This window comes from Tenacibaculum sp. SG-28 (genome assembly GCF_002954385.1).
Classification (GTDB): domain Bacteria; phylum Bacteroidota; class Bacteroidia; order Flavobacteriales; family Flavobacteriaceae; genus Polaribacter.
Genome location: NZ_MQVY01000002.1, coordinates 589,383 through 608,785 on the forward strand (window position 1 = coordinate 589,383; position 19,403 = coordinate 608,785).

A 19,403-nucleotide genomic window follows, 5' to 3' on the forward strand; every position below is an offset into this window, starting at 1 on the left:
GATAAAACACTATTCTTTCAGATTGGAGTTAGCCTTAATTTTGTTTGTGGTTACGTCCCTACTTTGCAACCACAAATAAAATTGTAGTCCAAACAAGATAGATCCAGCGAGTAAATGCGTTGCTTGTGTTCCTATGGGAAATTCTGCATAATACATCAAAATTCCTGTAATGGTTTCTAGGAGAATTAAAAACACAATCCAGTTTACGAGGGAATACCCTAAATTTTTCATTTGGTTTAGATAAAACATTCCAAAATTAACCAAAACGATAGCGATAGTAAAAGATCGATGAAAGTAGAATTTAAAACTAGGATTCATTAAACTGTATTGTTTGTTTTCAAATCCGTAGAGCTTTACTTGTTCATCGATAAATTGTCTTACTTGAGTACCCATAGCAATTTGAATTATAGAAAACACTACCGAAAACAGTAATAGTCTATGGAAAAGCGCATGGTATTTAAAGGAAGAACTTTTGGGTTTTTGAACGATAAAATTAAGCCATAATAAAAGACCGATTATTACTAAACCAACTACCATATGAATGGTAATAGCTGTTGGTTTTAGGTTGGTATCTACTACTGTTTTTCCAAGCCATGCCTCAAAAAGCATCAAAAAGAATGCACCAAATGCCAGAAGAGGAATTGTTTTATTTTCTGTCCAAAATTTTCTCGCAACAAATACAAGAATCAAAAAACAAATCCGGAAAGCACAGAGGCAAGTCTGTTAATGTATTCGGTCCAGGTGTGGTATTTGTTAAACTTTGCATAATCGTGTTTGGTGTATGGACTCCAGTTCGAGGGTTCAAATACAGCGGTGGTAGTAAGGTCTTTTTCTGCTACAAAAAGTGTCTCCTCTTTAACGATAATCATTCCTTTTTGGTAGGCAGTATTAGCATGCCATGTAATTTGTTCTTCAGAGGTGGGAGGAATATAATATCCAAAACATTTCGGCCAGTCAGGACAACCCATTCCGGATCCGGTCATGCGCACTATCGAACCTGCTAAAAATATCAAATACACCGATATTATGGCAATTTTAACGATAAGTGGAAAATGTTTTTTCATGGAGTAGAAATTTTTACAAAGTTACACAAAACCGCAAAAAAATCTATTTATACCCATTCTAATTAACAATAAAATCGCCTAGTATTCCTAGACGATTTTACAATTGTAGTGCTGTAGCGTCAATTAAAGTTTAAACTTTAATTTTTCGGATCTGCCTTTTTTAAATATTTTATTGCTTGCATGCTTACCTTTTCGAAGTTCCTTTTGTTCTTCATAAGGAAGGTGAATTATTTCTTTGCATTCGTCGGAACAGGTATTTTCCATTTTTTCAGCACATTCATCGCATTGGATGAATAACAAATGACAGCCTTCATTGGCGCAGTTTGTGTGAGTGTCGCATGGTTTACCACATTGATGGCATTTAGATATTACATCGTCTGATATTCGTTCTGCACGGCGATGATCAAAAACAAAGTTTTTACCTAAAAATTTATTTTCAATTCCCTCTTCCTTAACCTGTCTTGTATATTCAATGATTCCTCCCTCCAGTTGGAAAACATTTTTAAATCCTTTGTGTTTGTAGTAAGCAGACGCTTTTTCGCAACGAATACCTCCTGTGCAATACATTAAAAGATTTTTATCTTCTTTATTGTCTTTTAAATCTTCTTCAATAATGTCTAAAGAGTCTCTAAAAGTATCTACATCCGGAGTTATTGCTCCTTTGAAATGCCCAATTTCACTTTCATAATGGTTTCGCATATCCACACAAATCGTATCGGGATTCTCTAACATTTTATTGAACTCTTTTGCAGAGAGGTGTACCCCTTTGTCGGTAACATCAAAAGTTTCATCTTTTAGTCCATCCGCAACTATTTTATCTCTTACCTTAATCTTTAGTTTTAAAAAGGATTTGTTATCGTGTTCGACAGCGACGTTTAATCGAATTCCTTCTAAAAATGAAATCGAATCTAGTTGTGCTTTTAAATCTAAAAAGTTTTCTGCCGGAACAGAAATTTGAGCATTGATACCTTCGTAGGATACGTAGGTTCTTCCTAGGACATCTAGAGCATTCCATTCTAGAAACAGTTTATTTCGAAATAAAGTAGGATTATCTATCTTGTGGTATTGATAGAAAGAAATAGTCATACGGTCTTTTCCCGCCTCGTCTATTAATGTAGCGCGTTCTTTTGCGCTTAACTTGTTGTACAGTTGCATGCTATACTTTTTAAGTTAAACAATTCTAATTTTGTTTTCTAAAAAACGATGCAAAGCTACTGATTTTTTGTGGTTTACTGTTCAAAATGATACTTTTTCTAAAAAATTGACAAGAATTAAACTTTAACTAAAAAAATGATACTTTTAAGATACAAGGAAACATTATTTTTTAAACCTTTGTATTTCAGAAATTAAATATTAAAAGAAAAAAGTATGAAAGTAGCAGTTGTTGGAGCTACCGGTATGGTAGGAAAAGTAATGTTACAAGTGTTAGAGGAACGTAATTTTCCGGTTACAGAATTAATCCCTGTTGCCTCAGAACGCTCTGTGGGTAATGCAATACAATTTAAGAATTCAGAATATACCGTTGTAGGGCTGGAAACAGCTGTTGCAATGCAACCAGATATTGCCTTATTTTCTGCTGGAGGAGCAACCTCTTTAGAATGGGCGCCAAAGTTTGCAGCAAAAGGAACTATCGTAATTGATAATTCTTCTGCTTGGAGAATGGATCCAACTAAAAAGTTAATCGTTCCTGAAATTAATGCTGCAGAATTAACAGCTAACGATAAAATTATAGCGAATCCGAACTGTTCTACTATTCAAATGGTTTTGGCCTTAGCACCATTGCACAAGAAGTATGGAATAGACAGGGTGGTTGTTTCTACCTACCAATCGATAACGGGAACTGGAGTAAAAGCGGTACAACAACTAGAAAATGAAGCAAAAGGAGTGGAGGGCGAAGTTGCATATCCACATCAAATCCATAAAAATGCCTTACCACATTGCGATATTTTTGAAGAGGCAGGATACACCAAAGAGGAGTTGAAATTAGTAAGAGAAACGCATAAAATTTTAAATGATGCATCCATAGGTGTTACCGCTACTGCCGTTCGAATACCTGTTGTAGGAGGCCATTCAGAAGCCGTAAACATCGAGTTTAGAAATCCATATGAAGTGGAAGATGTAAGGGAAATTTTAGGCCAAACTGAAGGAGTAATAGTACAGGATGATATTAACAACAACCACTATCCAATGCCTTTTTATGCAGAGGGTAAAGATGAAGTGTTTGTGGGAAGAATTCGTAGAGATTTATCTAGAGAGAATACACTTAATATGTGGATTGTTGCAGATAATTTACGAAAGGGTGCTGCTACAAATACGATTCAGATTGCCGAATATTTAATGGCAAAGAACCTAGTTGGTAAAGCCTTAGGAGTTTAGTATAGCAAAATATAATTACTGTAAAGTCTTAGGCCAACCGCTTAAGACTTTTTTTATTTTTGTACTTATGGATCAAGATAAAATTATACAAGAGACGATAGCATTTGTAAAATCAACATTACACCAGGCCGAGGGAGGACATGACTTTTTTCATGTGGAACGGGTTTATAAAAACGCATTAAAAATAGCTGAAAACGAACAGGTAGATACGTTTATTGTAGCCATTGGTGCCTTACTTCATGATATTGCAGATAGCAAATTTCATAATGGAGATGAAACTGTTGGTCCTAAAAAAGCTAGAGAATTTTTAGCGTCTTTTTCCGTTCCAGAAACGAATATCCTCGCGGTAGAAAATATAATTAAGCACATATCTTTTAAAGGAGGGAATTTTGAGAAAACGTATACCTCTCTAGAGTTACAAGTTATTCAAGATGCAGACCGCTTGGATGCAATAGGAGCAATTGGCATAGCGCGATGTTTTAATTACGGTGGGTATAAAAACAGAAAAATTTACGACCCGGCTATTCCGCCTAATTTAACCATGACAAAAGAAGAATATAAAAAAGCAACTGCTCCTTCTATTAATCATTTTTACGAAAAGCTTTTATTGTTAAAAGATAAAATGAATACCAAAACAGGAAGAATTCTCGCTGCGGAAAGACATGAATTTATGGAACAATTTTTACTGCAGTTTTACAAAGAATGGGATTCTTAATTTACATAGAATCTAAATATTCAAGTATTTTTTGTTATCCATAAAAAAATAAGTATGTTTGAGGAGTTGTTTTTCCAAACAATTATTTTATTTAGTTCCCCTTAAGTAAAAAATAGCATTTAATAAATTTAAATGCTATTTTTATTTGTGATTATTTTATTTACCGCTACTCTTTAAGCACCAGGAAAATTCGGTTTTCTCTTTTCTAAAAATGCAGTGGTACCCTCTTTAAAATCCTTTGTGCCAAAACAATTTCCAAATTCTGTAATCTCGGTATCATAGCCATTAACTCCCTCTTTAAAGTTAGCATTTACTGCGCTTATAGCCGCACCTATAGCCACTGGTGAATTTTTCATGATTTTACTCGCTAATTTTTCGGCCGTACTATGCAACTCCTCTGAAGAAGTAACATAATTAACAAGTTTGTACTCTTTTGCCTCTTGTGCATCAATCATGCTTGCGGTCATGATTAATTCCATCGCTTTTCCTTTTCCTATCAGTTGCGATAATCGTTGTGTTCCACCATACCCGGGAATTACACCAAGAGATACTTCTGGTAATCCCATTTTTGCATTCGCAGCAGCAATTCTAAAATGACAAGCCATTGCTAACTCTAATCCACCTCCTAATGCAAAACCATTAATTAAGGCGATAACAGGCGTGTTTAGATTTTCAATAAAATTAAAAAGTATTTCTTGTCCTTTTCTTGCTAAAGTAGCACCTTCCTCTTCAGAGAAATGAGCAAATTCAGAAATATCTGCACCGGCGACAAAAGCTTTTTCACCACTACCGGTTAGAAGTATTACTTGTACTTCTGCATCGGCATTAAGCTCTTTGAAAGCAGTGTGAAGTTCCGATATAGTAGCCTTATTGAGCGCATTTAATTTTTTAGGACGATTGATAACGACTTTTGCCAAACCATTATCTTTTTCTATTACAATATTTTCAAAGTCCATGTGATTATGTTTTACTAAAATTATTTTTTTGGTAAAGTTACGGTAAAAACGGTGCCTTTTCCTTTGTTGCTTTTAAATTCTATGGAACCATCATAGGTTTCTATTATTTTTTTAATCATGGGTAATCCCAAGCCCATGCCACTTGTTTTTGTGGTAAATTTAGGTTCGAAAATTAAATCGATATTTTCTTCACCTATTCCCATTCCATTGTCTCGAACCTCTATTACGACATTATCGCTAATTTCATTAACCGTAACTTCTACTCGGGGTTTAGGATTACTTTTATCAATAGCTTGTATTGCATTTTTCACAAGGTTTGTGACGATGCGAATCAGTTGTGATTTGTCGAGATATGCTACTAGTTCTTCTTGTTTAGGGTGGTATATAATATACTCTTCTACAAAAATATCTAAGGCGTGTTTTACTACTTGTATAACGTCTATTTTCTCGCGTTTTTGTCTTGGCATTTTGGCGAAGTCAGAAAATGCCGAAGCGATAGAACTCATTACATCAATTTGCTGAATGAGCGTGCTGCTATACTCCGCTAACTTTTCTTTAATATTAGGGTCATGTGCATCAAATTTTCTTTCAAAACTTTGCACGGAAAGTCGCATAGGCGTTAAAGGATTTTTAATTTCATGAGCTACTTGTTTTGCCATTTCTTTCCAGGCCTGCTCTCGTTCACTTCTCGCTAATTTTACGGCACTCTCTTCCAACTGATCGATCATGTTGTTATACGATTCGATTAGCGAATTAATCTCCGAACTAGCCGATTCTAACGTTATTTTTTCATTGCGCTTATTTAATCGTGTCTCCTTAATTTTTTCAGAAATGGTCTGTATAGATCGCGTAATGTAACTAGACAAAAAGTAAGCTAGTAAAATGGCAATGACAAACATCAGCATATATACCAGAGATAAGTTAGACATAAAATCTTCTAGTTCTCTTTTTTGATCTAGATTATTTTGCGCTATTCGCAGCTCTAAGACACCAATTCTTTTGAACCTATTGTCGTTGATATACGTGAAGGACGACAGATGTGTAATACCACCTTCTTTTTTATCCTCTGTTACCCTGTGATTTGAATTTACAGCAAGTTTTTCAAGTGTTTCCTTCGACAGGGAGATAGTTTGGTCTTTTTCGAAATCAAATGGAATGGAAGATTTTAAAAGTTTTCCATCCATGTCATAAATGGATATGGTTAGTTTGTGAATTAGCGCAACTTCATAGATTCTATCTTGAAAAATTTTAGAGAGATTACCACTAGTAAGTGGATACGTGGTTTTGTCTAATATAATATCAATATTTTGTTTTGTTGCTTCCTCTTTTCTTCCAAAACGCTGTATGTTGTATTCTTCTGTATGTACTTCGTATTGACGATAGGTTACGATAGCGATGAGTATCGAGGTTAAAAGAATTAGAAGTATCATAGACAGAAATATTCTAATCCTCAGGGAAATGTTGGCTGGTGAGATCATTTTTTTAAAGTATCATCTTTTTGGTGAAGCAGTCTGGTTAACTTTATCGATAAATCTAGTAAAATATTTTTAGCATTTCCATTTCTTTCAATGTGATATTGTGCAGTACTAACTTCTTCTGCTATCTGAACAATGTTGGCACCGTGAATATAAGGAGCAAATTTTTCTATGGAAAATTTGCTGTTGTCGTTTCGAGAAATACTAATTCAGGAGTTCCATAGTTCGTAAGTAAAGCTTGTCTAAAAAAGTGTAAGCAATATTGCAAGAACTGTTTTTGTGTTTCTCTCCCAGATGCCGCAATATTTTCCGACCAACCAATTAAATCTTGAATAACAGCAGCATTTCCTTTTGCCCGAAATGCACTGCGTACCCAGATTATGAACCATTCTTCAAAAATGGAATCTTTGTTGCTGTGGTGTAAAATTTCAAGCGCTTTATTGTAGCTACCCTCCGACTGGTGTGCAATATTAATGGCTTCATTTTTGGAAACATTCTCCATTTGCTGCAAGTGTTCTGCTATTGCAGCTTCGCTTAAAACAGGAAAATGTAAGGCTTGGCATCTAGATTTTATCGTATTAATAAGCTGTTCCTCGTCTTCAGTGACTAGTATAAATATAGTCTTACTTGGAGGCTCTTCAATCAATTTTAATAACTTGTTAGAGGCTTGTACATTCATTTTTTCGGCCATCCAAATTAGCATTACCTTAAATCCCCCTTCGTATGATTTTAATTGTAATTTTTTAACAATTGACTCTGCTTCTTCTACTCCAATTAGACCTTGTTTGTTTTCGACCCCAATATGCTGGAGCCAGTTAAATAGATTTCCATAAGGCTTTTCGGCTCTAAAAGTTCTCCAGTTTTCTAGAAATAAATCGCTTATTGGATGTTTTTTTACAGAATCTGTGGTAGTTACTGGAAATGCAAAATGCATGTCCGGATGTTGTAGTTTACTACATTTTAAGGCACTTGCATCTGGGTTTTTAGAGAATTTACACAAAATGTAGTTTGCGTAGGCAATTGCGGTAGATAATGTTCCTGCTCCGGGTTTACCTATAAATAGTTGTGCATGCGGAATCCTACCATTATCTGTCGATTTTATAAGGTGATTTTTAATGTGTTCTTGTCCAATTATAGCATCAAATGTCATGATACAAATATACTATTTCAAGTTGCGATAACAATAGCAAATGACAAATAGAAAGCAAAGCCTTACATCGAAAAATAACAGCCAATCTATTTTAGTATATTTGTAGCTAAATTTTACTTTTTGAATACAATTTTATCGTTACAAATTGGAGAAAAAGGGATTATATCAGAAAATTGTTTAGATCAAATTCCTTTAAAGCTTTTAGAGATGGGTTTTCTGCCAGGGACAGAGGTTGAGCTTCTGCAACTCGCTCCTCTCAAAGATCCCTTATACCTTCGAGTAAATGGGAGCTATCTTGCTATTAGAAAAGAAACTGCCTGTAAAATAACTATTTCTAAAATCGAACAATGAGTAAAACGATACATGTTGCATTAGTTGGTAACCCGAATACTGGTAAAACGTCATTGTTTAATGCACTTACAGGTTTAACTCAAAAAGTTGGAAACTATCCTGGTATAACGGTAGAGAAAAAACAAGGATGGTGTACCTTATCCTCCCAAATTTCGGCCCATATTACAGACTTGCCAGGAACTTACAGTATAAATCCAACTTCACTAGACGAAAGTATTGTTCTGGAAACGTTGTTACTTCCCGCAGATCAGAAAGCTATTGATGTTCTTCTTGTCGTTGCTGAGGTTGAGAATTTAAAGCGAAACCTATTGTTTTTTTCTCAGGTAAGAGATCTAGATATTCCGACGATTTTGGTTATTAATATGGCAGACCAAATGGAAGAGAAAGGCATATCGATTGACGTAGCTAAAATTGAAAAAGAGTTGCATACCAAAGTTGTTTTAACTTCGGTTCGCAAAAATACTGGCCTAGAATCTCTAAAAGCCGAAATTGAAAAGTACGAGGAATTACCTAAGCACTCTGATTTTACATTACTTTCTGATAGAATTGATGCTAACTATTTTTCTTCCTTACAAAAAGTATCTAGTCGATATGGCCGATACCAATTATGGCTAATAGCAACGAGAAATACATCTATCCCATTTTCTAAAGAAGAAAAAGATTTTTTCGATGGTTTGGGAAAGGATGCTGCAACTTACAAAAAATACCAGCACAAAGAGACAATTTATCGCTATCAGCGAATTAATACCTTGTTGGGTGAAGCCTACGATCAGGATTTTTCAAAAGCCAGAAATTTGCGTGGAAAATTAGATCGCATTTTTACGCATAAAATATTCGGATATCTTATATTTTTTGGAATTTTACTTCTAATTTTTAATTCAATTTTCGAGTGGGCGACGGTTCCAATGGATTATATAGATGGGCTATTCGCTGACATTTCAGAATATGTAAAAGGAGTGTTACCCGATGGTAAAATTTCGAATTTAATTGTCGATGGCATTATTCCCGGTCTTGGAGGAGTGGTGATTTTTGTGCCGCAAATAGCTATTCTATTTTTATTTATAGCAATTTTAGAAGAAACGGGTTACATGAGCAGGGTTGTGTTTTTAATGGATAAAATAATGCGACGGTTTGGAATGAGTGGAAAAAGTATTATACCCCTCATATCAGGAACTGCGTGTGCTATTCCTGCAGTTATGTCTACAAGAACCATTTCTGGTTGGAAAGAGCGACTAATTACAATTTTAGTGGTGCCTTTTACAACCTGCTCCGCAAGATTACCTGTGTACACAATTTTAATAGCAATGGTAATTCCCGATACAAAAGTTCTTGGATTTTTAAACCTTCAAGGCTTAACACTTTTAGGAATGTATTTACTAGGATTTTTTATGGCCATACTTGCGGCGTATATTTTACACAAAATCCTTGCTATTAAAACAAGTTCTTTATTTGTTGCTGAAATGCCGCAGTACAAATTGCCTTCTCCAAAGAATGTACTTTTAGAGGTATATCAAAAGACAAAATCTTTTGTTTTCGGTGCGGGAAAAATTATTCTTTCTATCTCTGTAATTTTATGGTTTTTAGCAACAAACGGACCTGGAGATTACGCAAATATAGAGCAAAATCTAACGGAAAAATGGCAAGAAAAGTCGATATCTGAAAAGGATTTGGAACAAAAAGTAGCAGCCGTTCAATTAGAAAAATCTTACATAGGAATCATGGGAAAAACCATAGAACCTATAGTGAAACCATTAGGATACGATTGGAAAATTGGAATTGGAATAATTACGTCTTTTGCTGCGCGTGAAGTTTTTGTAGGAACACTAGCTACTATTTACAGCGTTGGAAGTGATGCTGAGGATACAGAAACCATAAAAGAAAAAATGGCGGCAGAGATAAACCCAGATACCGGAGAGAAACAATTTAATTTTCCCACGGGGGTATCTTTGTTACTTTTTTACGCATTCGCCATGCAATGTATTGCTACCCTTGCTATTGTTAAGCGAGAGACAAATAGCTGGAAATGGCCCATATTACAACTTGTGGGTATGGGCATACTAGCATATGTTGCAGCATTAATTTCGTATCAAATTTTAAAGTAATGGAAGATTTTTTTCTTTATATAATTGTTGGTTTTGCAGCCTATTTTTTGATAAAAAGATTTTTTATTAAAAAAGGCAACAAGAAGAATTGTGATTCGGATTGTAATTGCGGGTCATAAACTATTTTAACAGATACTTCGTTATTAAAATATGATCCGTATTCTAGGTGTTGTCGTTTGTTTTCTGGTTGTACTGCATGCACGCGCACAATTAAAACCATCTACGTTTCAAAATAAAAACATCACCATAGTTAAGGATACGATTTCCTTGGATAGTATTAGTATAAGTCCTGTCGATTTTAAAGTGTTCACTTCTAAAAACATCCGCATTCCACCGAGTGAATATGCTGTAGACTTCGCCAACGCTACGCTTGTTATTTTTTCAAAAAAACACAGTAAAATACGCGTTGAATATCATAGATATCCAGAATTTGTAACCAAAGTATATTCTCCATTTGACAAACGATTAGTGGTAGAAAACACGAAAAATACTCAAAAACTATATAGTCAAACAACCAATAAAAGTACCTCTAATCTTTCATTTTTTAACGGTTTAGAAACTAAAGGTTTTATAGTGAGAGGTCTTACAGGTGGAAATAATCAAAATGCAGTAACCAACGCCTCTTTAGATTTATCAATACAAGGTAAACTCTCCGAGAAAATAGGAATTCGTGCTAATATTTTTGACACAAATTTTCCACTACAGCAAGGAGGATATTCACAAAATATTACCGATTTTGATAGGATATTTGTAGAATTATTTACCGATACATGGAATCTTAATGGAGGGGATATCCGTTTGGAAAATAGAAAAAGTTATTTTTTGAACTTTAACAAGCAAATTTCTGGTGTTGCTGTAACCACTTCTATTGGCAATAATATGAACGCATTCGCTTCTGGGGCAATAGTTAGAGGAAAATTTTCATCGTTTAATTTTATTGGTGTCGAAAACAATCAAGGACCCTATAAGATTCTCGGACCAAATAACGAACCTGCCATTGTTATTATTGATGGAAGTGATCAGGTCTTTGTGAATGGCATTCTTTTAGAGCGAGGGGAAAATAAGGATTACATCATAGATTACAACCTGGCTGAAATTCGATTTACCACTACCTTTCCTATAACTAATGATATGCGTATTCGCGTAGAATTTCAGTATTCAGACAGAAATTATACACGATTTATTACCTATGACAATGCAACTTACACTACCGATAAATTTTCAGTTTCTGGATATTTTTACAACGAAAATGACGCAAAAAATCAACCCATTCAACAAAGTTTAACAGAGGAGCAAAAACAAATTTTAGCCGATGCAGGAAATGATCCAAGTAAAATGGTTAGTCCTAGCGCATATCCAGATGTTTTTTCGGAAGATAGAATTCAATACAAAAAAACACAGGCAAATGGTGAAGATATTTTTGTGTACACGAACAATTCGGAGGATACCGTTTATACCGTTACTTTTTCTAATGTGGGAGCAAATAATGGAGACTATGCCGTGGAGCAAGCTACGGCAATTGGCACCATTTATTCTTATGTCGGAAAAAAACAAGGAGGTTTTAGTCCGGTAGTGCAATTAATTGCTCCCGACAAACTTCAAGTTGCCGTAATACAATCCTCTTTTCAACCTTCCGAACATACAACTTTACAGGCAGAAATTGCATACAGCAACAAGGACGCTAACTTGTTTTCAACCATTGGAGATGCCGAGAATCATAAAATGGCCACTAAAATAGGGTGGAAACAATCTTTAGCAACCAAAGCATGGGAAATATCTAATCGTATGAATTATAAATTTATTGAGGATAATTTTCAATCTGTACAAAGATTTCAAGCAGTAGAATTTGCAAGAGATTGGAACTTGAATAACCCATTAGGAAATCAGCAAGAATTCAGTAATTTAATAACTGCACAAAATAAAATAGCATGGATAACTTACGGTTTCGAGCACCTTTCTTTTTCCGATAGTTTCAAAGGAAATAAGCACCGTATTACAACTACAGTAGATTTAGATAATTCTAAAATTTGGATGACTGGAAGTTGGCTTCAGAATACGAATAATCAATCGGATGATTCTTTTTTTAGACTTCAGAGTGGAGCTAAAAAAGGTTTCCAAAAATCGTGGTTTGGTGCCATGGTTGCATTGGAGGCCAATGTAAAAAAAAACAATGCTACCAAAGCATACGATTCTTTAAGTCATAAATTTAAAGATTACGAAATTTTTTATGGCTTAGGTGATTCTACAAAAGTCTTTGCAAAATTTGGTGTTAATTTTAGAGAAAACGACAGTGTTAGAGGTAGTGATTTTACCACCATTAATTCAAGGAAAACTATTTACATAGACAGTAAACTAATTCAGAATAAAACAACTAATCTCGGGTTATACGCTAACTTCAGGAGAACTAATAATGTGTTTTCTGATAACGAATCTTCTCTACATTCTAGGTTGCATTACCAACAACTATTCTTTGCTGATTTTTTACGCTTAGCAACCAATTACGAAACGACATCTGGTTCGATTCCTGTGCAAGATTTTATCTATGTAAAAACAGAGCCAGGACAAGGGTATTATACCTGGATAGACTACAACAACGATGGTTTGGAACAATTCAACGAGTTTGAGATTGCACAATTTCAAGACCAAGCATTGTATCTGCGATTAGCACTGCCAAACACCAGATTTCAGCCAACCCAAAAAGTAAAATGGCGCCAATCTTTAACGTTAAATCCAAAAAATTGGAAAGACAAAAATGGCCGTAGTACATTTATTTCAAATTTTTATAACCAAACGAATCTAAACATAACAAATGAACGTTCACGAACCCAAGCTACTTTTCATTGGAATCCTTTTCAAAATTCTAGGGAACTTTTGAGCATTGACTTCAATTTTAGGAATAATTTATATTTTAATAGAAATAAAGAAAACTATAGTTGGGTTTATACGTATGGAAAAACTAGAAAGAAACAACAATATGCTATCGGTATTCAGGAAAATAAAAACTTTATTCACCAAGTAGATTTTCAACATAGATTTTATAACCATTGGTTATTTGACGCTCTAGGGGCTTTCTCAGAAAATAGCTTTATTCCGAAAACTTACGCAATAGAAATTTCAATATTAGTACCATAGAAATAAGACCGGAATTGCAATATAGGTATCGAAAAAATCACAAGATAACTTTGTTTTATCATTTCAAAGAGAAAGAAAACACAATCGCATCCTTTGAAAAGCTAACCCAACAAAAATATGGGTTTTCTTATTTTTATTTGGATAAAAAAAACAATCAATTAAGTGCCGATTTCACCATGTTTTTTAATGCTTTTTTAGGAGATTCAAATTCTCCTGTAGCATACCAAATGTTGGAGGGTTTACAAAAAGGCAAAAATTATACTTGGAATTTTCAGTGGAATAAAAAATTATCTTCTCTTTTAAACCTATCGCTAAATTATTTCGGAAGAAAAAGTGAAAACACCTCCACAATACATACAGGAATGGTACAATTGAAAGCCGATTTTTAATTATGTTTGCACTACTAGAATACAGATATTTTTTAAACAAAATAGATATGAAAAAAATACTTTTTACACTATCCCTATTACTTGCTTTTTATGCAAATGCCCAACAAGAAGTTAAAGTAGATATTGCAGACGCTTTGGTAATGAAGTCTCTCGAAATATCTTATGAATATTATATCAGCGATCAATCTTCGGTAGGAATATCAGCATTGTTCAATTTTGAAAAAGAAAGTTCCGATTTTAGATATAATGAAGAGCAGATGATTTCCCCATATTTCCGTCATTATTTTACGGCAAATAGGAATTGGAATCATTTTGGAGAAATTTTTCTAGGAATAAATACAGGAAGTAAAAGGGTAAATCAAGAGGGTACCGATACTAGCGTAAAAAAAGATTATACGGACGGAGCATTAGGAGTAGCAGTAGGATCAAAATACGTGTCTAATGGTGGTTTTGTAGTAGGAGTTTATGCAGGTGTAGGTAGAAATATGTTTACCACGGATTCCTATGCAGTAGTTCCAAGGCTGGTGTTAACGTGGGTTTTAGATTTTAACCTTAAAAATGTAGAAACACCAAGCCCGCTATTGTTTCTGTTTTCGGTGTTGTTTAGAGGCTAATTAGCGTTTTTTATTCTTGATATATTAACTGTTATAAAGACCAATATTGATGGTAATACCCAACTTAAATGGTAACTGCTCAACGGTAATATCAATAGTGTTTTGGTAAATTTTGCGTTTGGAAGCACATAGTGCAGAAAATCGGGCATACTAAAAATAAATGCGGTTAAAACCACTGCTCTAAAAACTAGTGGGGCGCTTAATTTTTCGGGAAGACTGTTTAACAGTATCAATACGATGGTTATGGGATAGATAAAAATTAAAATTGGAAACGCTATGTTGATAATATAATTCACGTCAAATTGTCCTATAATTACACCCAACAAGCAAGCAATAAAAGCGGTCGCTACATATGCTTTTTTAGAGTTTTTCAACCTTCCTTTAAAATAATCTGCAGTTCCAGTAACTATTCCTACAGCGGTTGTAAAACAAGCCAAAGCAACTAAGAAACTCAGAATTTGAGTACCAATTTTACCCAATGTGGCACTACTGAGAGTATTTAAAATTTCTGCTCTACTAGCATTTTCAGAAAATACCGTTTTAAAGCTAGCACCAATGTAGATTAAACCCGCATAAATTAGTAACAATCCAGTGCCTGCGATTAATCCTGCTTTGGTAATTAGTTGTTTCTTTGTTTGGAATGAGTTTTCTTTGGTGTAATTCATTGAAATTACCAAGACACCTCCAATTACCACGGCGCCAATAGCATCAAAGGTTTGATAGCCTTCTAACATTCCTTTTGTAAAAGGATTTTCAAAATTTCCAATTGCAATACTTTCTGTATCTGAAAAGATTCCTATTAGTATTACACAAACTAAAATAAAGATAATCAGAGGAGTTAAAAACTTGCCGAGTATTCCAAGTATTTTAGCTCTATTTATTACAAATAAAAACACGAAGATAAAATAGATACTACTCGTGGTTATGGAACTTACAGAGAAATATGGTTGTATTGCCATTTCATGGGCCACAGAGGCCGTTCTAGGACCGGGTAGGGTTACTGAAATAGCATAGATAGTAAAACAATAGATGGCGCTAAACAACGGAGACACTTTTGATGCAAAATCATACATGGTTCCTTGGATTTTTGCGTAGGCATAAATACCTAATATCGGAATGAATACAGCAGTAATAAAAAAACCTACACTAACCATTAACCAGGAAGTTCCTGCCTCTTTTCCTAAGAATGGTGGAAGAATTAAGTTTCCTGCTCCAAAAAACATAGAAAATAAGGCAAAGCCTCCTATTAATACCTCTTTATTTTTATTCATTCTCTAACAAGTTTATCTTTGTCGAAGATACATTAAATATGATTTTTACCTATAAAAACAGTAGTGTTTTTTACTGCGATCAGGGCAAAGGAAGTGCAGTTGTTTTGCTGCATGGATTTTTAGAAAATTCTTCGATGTGGAATACCATTGCACCAATTTTAGCAAGAAGGAACAGAGTAATTTGTATTGATTTATTGGGGCACGGGAAAACCGACACGATCGGATACTTGCATACCATGGAAGAAATGGCAGATATGGTAAGTTGTGTATTAAAAAGCCTTAGAATTCGGAGGTCGTTTTTTATTGGTCATTCAATGGGTGGTTATGTCTCTCTTGCCTTTGCCAAAAAATTCCCAGAAAATACCAAAGGACTTTGTTTGTTAAATTCAACTGCACAAGCAGATACCCAAACACGAAAAAACCAAAGACTTCATGCCAATAAAATAGCCGTTACAAATTACATTTCTTTGGTGCGAGCCTCGATAAATAATCTCTTTGCACTTTCCTCTAAAAAAATATTTTCCAAAGAGATTATTGCCATAACAGAAGATGCTTTACAAACTTCTATAACAGGATATATTGCATCTAATGAAGGCATGAGACTTCGAGAAAACACTGAAAGTGTTTTACAAGGAATCTCTAAACGACTTATTATCGCCGGAGAGAAGGACGCTGTTCTCTCCATTGAAAGTATCCAACAAGAAGCTCTGCGAACTAACACGAAATTGGTGCTGCTTCCTAATGGCCACATGAGTCATATAGAAGATTTGGAAGTATTAGTAAAGGTTTTAAAAAGTTTTATTTCTTAAATTTAGCATAAATTTATAAAGGATATGCTATGCAAATACACAATATATCTAAACAAGATTCGATACTGAACACATTTATTGCTGAAATAAGAGATGTTACTGTACAAAGAGATGCGATGCGTTTTCGAAGAAATATCGAGAGAATTGGTGAAATTTTAGGGTACGAGTTGAGTAAATCTTTGCGATATACACCAAAAGTTACCAAGACCCCTCTTGGGCAAAGCACGGATAATATCCTAGATAACGACATAGTACTTTGTTCTATTTTAAGAGCAGGACTTCCTTTACATAATGGTTTGTTACACTATTTTGATAAAGCAGAAAATGCTTTTATTTCTGCATATCGTTCCCCTAAAGCAAACACGAATTCATTTACGATTGTAACCGAGTATTTTGCAGCTCCTAGTTTAGAAAAAAAGACACTTTTACTGATAGATCCAATGCTAGCTACAGGAAAGTCATTAGTTGCAGTATATGATGCTATAAAGAATAATGGTGCTCCAGAGGAAATTCATATCGTATCTGTTCTAGGCACAACTGAAGGAATCGACTTTGTAGAAAAGCACTTTCCAGAAAACACTCACTTGTGGATCGCAGCTATCGACGCAACATTAAATGAAAAAGGTTATATCATTCCAGGACTAGGAGATGCAGGAGATTTAGCATTTGGTACAAAGCAGTGATTTTAAATAAAAAAGTTTACAATGGAGGCGATAACAAAAACTAAAATAAAAATATCTGCAAACCATTTTTTTTGAAATAATTCTAGAGCATTGGCTAGAATAATAGCAGCGGGAAAACCCACAAATATTAGTTCTGCTCCAGTTTTATTTGGAACTAAAAAAGCCACTAGCAGAGCGATTGTAAAATGGCTTAAAATTAAAATCCAATTTTTTCTGAATTGATTTAGAACAGCTAGCGTTTTTGGTGTTTTAAGAAGAATCGATAGTACCGTAAAAACTCCAACAAATCCAAGGGTGAAAATATAGGAAGCCTCCTTTAGAATTTGGATGTCAATAATAGTAGATACATCCCATAATCTAAAAAAATTATCCGTAGTATCCGTCCAAAAGCAGTAGGTGTAATACAAAAAAACAGGGGCTACAAATCCTAAAAAAGGAATGAGAAGTGTTTGGTAGTTTTGTTGTTTGTTAAGGAAAATAGAAATGTAGAGCAATACCGTAAATAAAATAGTTGTTGGTTCTATTAAGAAAGAAATAGCAAGCCACATACCACCGTCAAAAAGTTTATGTGATATTTTATTTAGCGTTTGCAAACTGTATACTTTTCTCAAAAATAAGAGAATGGTTAGGTTTGCGTAAAAAACAGAATTTAATTCTATTTTTTTGTATCAAAAAACCTACTAGAATAACATAAAATAAAAAGGCAAAAGAATTGTCAAAGGTGACTTTGTTTTTTATGACTATAAAGTTGTAAATAGAAAATATAATTACGAAAACCAATACTAAATTACTGTAGTTTAAAAGCAAAAAATTTTCAGAAAAAAATAAACTTATGGTGTAGCATAAAAAAAGAAGAAAGAGCACCACGAAATTAACAGGTTTAGATTTGCTTAAAAAATTGGTTAACATGGATTCTTTTTATATTTTTGCTGCCGTAAAGATAATCAAGTTATGTTAGCATTAAATATTTTTAGAGTAATTGGTGATATATTCGAAGTACTATTTACACCTTTTAAGTGGTTGCGACTTGTTGTTGCTAAGGCAGACTTAGATGGTGGACTTCTAATGGATTAAATTGGTTCTTTTTACTAGTGCTTATTGTTTTGCTTGGTTACTGGATGAAAGAATCTGCTCGTTTTATCAAAGAGGGTACCGAGGATAGAGCTTAAAATTCCATATTGCTTTGGGAAGTAAAAATAAATTAAAACGTTTTAAAGAAAACGAATCCTTTTCCAACGTTATTCAACCTACAAGAGAAGAAGTTACAACTAATTTTAAGTATAAAGGGAAATGGGCTTCTTTTTTGGTAATGATAATCCTATCGTTTTAGAGTTAGGTTGTGGCAAAGGAGAATATACAATCGCCCTTGCAGAAAAAAACCCGAATAAAAATTTTATTGGCATAGACATTAAGGGTGCTCGATTTTGGAGAGGCGCTAAAACAGCTATCGAAAACGACCTACAAAATGTTGCTTTCATAAGAACCCAAATTGAACTTGTGGAGTATGTTTTTGCCGAAAATGAAGTCAGTGAAATATGGATTACATTTCCAGATCCACAGATTAAATATAAAAGGACAAAACACCGTCTTACAAATTCTAGCTTTCTAAGAAAATACTATGGTATCTTAAATGTTGAAGGTACGGTTAATTTAAAAACAGATAGCGAGTTCATGCATGGGTATACCCTTGGATTACTTCACGGAGAGGGGCATGAAATATTGCACGCAAACCACGATGTTTATAAAAATTACTATTCTCCCGAAGAAGTCACGCAAACCCAAACTTTTTATGAAAAACAGTATTTGGAAATAGGCAAGCCAATTACTTTTATAAAATTTAAGATCAAATACTGATTTTTGAGAAATTCCGAGTAGTTTGCGGTGTTTGAATCGGCTACAATGCTTTTAATTTTTGCACATGAGTACATCCGATAATTTTTTTCATAAAGTATATGAGATCGCTAGGTTAATTCCCTTCGGAAGAGTGACTAGTTACGGTGCTATAGCATCTTATTTAGGAGCTGCAAAGTCGGCGAGAATGGTTGGTTGGGCTATGACAAAATCAAGAACACAAACAGAGGAGGTACCTGCACATCGCGTAGTAAATAGAAATGGAATACTCACCGGTAAACACCATTTTGAAGGAAGTGATTTAATGCAACAATTACTCGAAAATGAAGGGGTAAAAGTAGTAGATGATCAAATTCAAAACTTTGAAAAAATATTTTGGAATCCAGCTGAGGAACTGTGATATTTAAGTATAAATGCTCCTTATAAACCGATAGATTTTACCAATTCAAACACTTTATTTTCTGC

19 protein-coding genes and 2 pseudogenes are annotated in these 19,403 nt (G+C 34.2%); 13 read left to right on the plus strand and 8 right to left on the minus strand.

The window, feature by feature from the left end:
- Nucleotides 1-9: 9 nt before the first annotated feature.
- From BSU00_RS13990 to BSU00_RS07595, 3 genes are all read right to left on the minus strand, one after another.
- Complete coding sequence (locus BSU00_RS13990; protein WP_369820291.1) at nt 10-690, minus strand: heme A synthase; 681 nt, start codon at nt 688-690, stop codon at nt 10-12.
- A complete protein-coding gene (locus BSU00_RS13995; protein ID WP_369820292.1) occupies nt 687-1,064 on the minus strand; it encodes a heme A synthase in 378 nt (125 codons plus the stop codon). The genes BSU00_RS13990 and BSU00_RS13995 overlap by 4 nt, the downstream gene beginning before the upstream one ends.
- Before the next feature lie 123 nt (nt 1,065-1,187).
- Nucleotides 1,188-2,219 (minus strand): rhodanese-related sulfurtransferase, encoded by a 1,032-nt coding sequence (locus BSU00_RS07595; protein WP_105003814.1) that lies wholly within the window; start codon nt 2,217-2,219, stop codon nt 1,188-1,190.
- A gap of 213 nt (nt 2,220-2,432) precedes the next feature.
- On the opposite strand from BSU00_RS07595, the gene BSU00_RS07600 reads away from it, so the two are divergent.
- Nucleotides 2,433-3,440, plus strand: coding sequence for an aspartate-semialdehyde dehydrogenase (locus BSU00_RS07600; RefSeq protein WP_105003815.1), 1,008 nt, complete (start codon nt 2,433-2,435; stop codon nt 3,438-3,440).
- Nucleotides 3,441-3,507: 67 nt separating this feature from the next.
- Complete coding sequence (locus BSU00_RS07605; protein ID WP_105003816.1) at nt 3,508-4,155, plus strand: HD domain-containing protein; 648 nt, start codon at nt 3,508-3,510, stop codon at nt 4,153-4,155.
- Between the two features lie 173 nt (nt 4,156-4,328).
- Here the strand turns inward: BSU00_RS07605 and BSU00_RS07610 are convergent, their stop codons facing one another.
- The 3 genes and pseudogenes from BSU00_RS07610 to BSU00_RS07620 all read right to left on the minus strand — a co-directional run bounded on the left by BSU00_RS07610 (nt 4,329) and on the right by BSU00_RS07620 (nt 7,736).
- Complete coding sequence (locus tag BSU00_RS07610; RefSeq protein ID WP_105003817.1) at nt 4,329-5,111, minus strand: enoyl-CoA hydratase/isomerase family protein; 783 nt, start codon at nt 5,109-5,111, stop codon at nt 4,329-4,331.
- Nucleotides 5,112-5,131: 20 nt separating this feature from the next.
- Nucleotides 5,132-6,541 carry a PAS domain-containing sensor histidine kinase gene (locus tag BSU00_RS07615; protein ID WP_105003818.1) on the minus strand — a complete coding sequence of 470 codons (1,410 nt, stop codon included), beginning with the start codon at nt 6,539-6,541 and terminating at the stop codon, nt 5,132-5,134.
- 44 nt (nt 6,542-6,585) lie between these two features.
- A pseudogene (locus BSU00_RS07620) lies at nt 6,586-7,736 on the minus strand (ATP-binding protein).
- Between the two features lie 120 nt (nt 7,737-7,856).
- Here BSU00_RS07620 and BSU00_RS07625 point away from each other — a divergent pair.
- From BSU00_RS07625 to BSU00_RS07650, 5 genes are all read left to right on the plus strand, one after another.
- On the plus strand, nt 7,857-8,087 hold the full coding sequence (locus tag BSU00_RS07625; protein WP_105003819.1) for a FeoA family protein: 231 nt from the start codon (nt 7,857-7,859) through the stop codon (nt 8,085-8,087).
- The gene (feoB, locus tag BSU00_RS07630; RefSeq protein ID WP_105003820.1) at nt 8,084-10,189 is read left to right on the plus strand and encodes a ferrous iron transport protein B; all 2,106 of its coding nucleotides are present in this window, start codon (nt 8,084-8,086) and stop codon (nt 10,187-10,189) included. Before BSU00_RS07625 ends, feoB begins: the two co-directional genes overlap by 4 nt.
- Before the next feature lie 150 nt (nt 10,190-10,339).
- Entirely contained in the window at nt 10,340-13,321 is a 2,982-nt protein-coding gene (locus BSU00_RS07640) for a hypothetical protein (RefSeq protein ID WP_105003822.1), read from the plus strand.
- Between the two features lie 50 nt (nt 13,322-13,371).
- Nucleotides 13,372-13,710: a hypothetical protein gene (locus BSU00_RS07645; protein WP_233188651.1), complete on the plus strand. Its 339-nt coding sequence runs from the start codon at nt 13,372-13,374 to the stop codon at nt 13,708-13,710.
- A 47-nt stretch (nt 13,711-13,757) separates the two neighbouring features.
- Entirely contained in the window at nt 13,758-14,324 is a 567-nt protein-coding gene (locus BSU00_RS07650; protein WP_105003944.1) for a DUF3575 domain-containing protein, read from the plus strand.
- Here the strand turns inward: BSU00_RS07650 and brnQ are convergent.
- Nucleotides 14,321-15,595: a branched-chain amino acid transport system II carrier protein gene (brnQ, locus tag BSU00_RS07655; RefSeq protein ID WP_105003824.1), complete on the minus strand. Its 1,275-nt coding sequence runs from the start codon at nt 15,593-15,595 to the stop codon at nt 14,321-14,323. The genes BSU00_RS07650 and brnQ overlap by 4 nt on opposite strands.
- A gap of 38 nt (nt 15,596-15,633) precedes the next feature.
- On the opposite strand from brnQ, the gene BSU00_RS07660 reads away from it, so the two are divergent.
- Together BSU00_RS07660 and upp are read left to right on the plus strand one after the other, a co-directional pair.
- The gene (locus tag BSU00_RS07660) at nt 15,634-16,404 is read left to right on the plus strand and encodes an alpha/beta fold hydrolase (protein WP_105003825.1); all 771 of its coding nucleotides are present in this window, start codon (nt 15,634-15,636) and stop codon (nt 16,402-16,404) included.
- A 29-nt stretch (nt 16,405-16,433) separates the two neighbouring features.
- A complete protein-coding gene (gene upp, locus BSU00_RS07665; RefSeq protein WP_105003826.1) occupies nt 16,434-17,087 on the plus strand; it encodes a uracil phosphoribosyltransferase in 654 nt (217 codons plus the stop codon).
- 2 nt (nt 17,088-17,089) lie between these two features.
- Here the strand turns inward: upp and BSU00_RS07670 are convergent, their stop codons facing one another.
- Nucleotides 17,090-17,746 carry a DUF6427 family protein gene (locus BSU00_RS07670; protein WP_255402318.1) on the minus strand — a complete coding sequence of 219 codons (657 nt, stop codon included), beginning with the start codon at nt 17,744-17,746 and terminating at the stop codon, nt 17,090-17,092.
- A gap of 292 nt (nt 17,747-18,038) precedes the next feature.
- On the opposite strand from BSU00_RS07670, the gene BSU00_RS13695 reads away from it, so the two are divergent.
- From BSU00_RS13695 to BSU00_RS07690, 4 genes and pseudogenes are all read left to right on the plus strand, one after another.
- Nucleotides 18,039-18,161 (plus strand): hypothetical protein, encoded by a 123-nt coding sequence (locus tag BSU00_RS13695; protein WP_255402312.1) that lies wholly within the window; start codon nt 18,039-18,041, stop codon nt 18,159-18,161.
- A gap of 17 nt (nt 18,162-18,178) precedes the next feature.
- Nucleotides 18,179-18,256 carry a hypothetical protein gene (locus BSU00_RS13345; protein WP_233188666.1) on the plus strand — a complete coding sequence of 26 codons (78 nt, stop codon included), beginning with the start codon at nt 18,179-18,181 and terminating at the stop codon, nt 18,254-18,256.
- 14 nt (nt 18,257-18,270) lie between these two features.
- Nucleotides 18,271-18,941, plus strand: a pseudogene (gene trmB, locus BSU00_RS07685) (tRNA (guanosine(46)-N7)-methyltransferase TrmB).
- A gap of 64 nt (nt 18,942-19,005) precedes the next feature.
- Nucleotides 19,006-19,338 (plus strand): MGMT family protein, encoded by a 333-nt coding sequence (locus BSU00_RS07690; RefSeq protein ID WP_105003829.1) that lies wholly within the window; start codon nt 19,006-19,008, stop codon nt 19,336-19,338.
- Nucleotides 19,339-19,403: the final 65 nt, after the last annotated feature.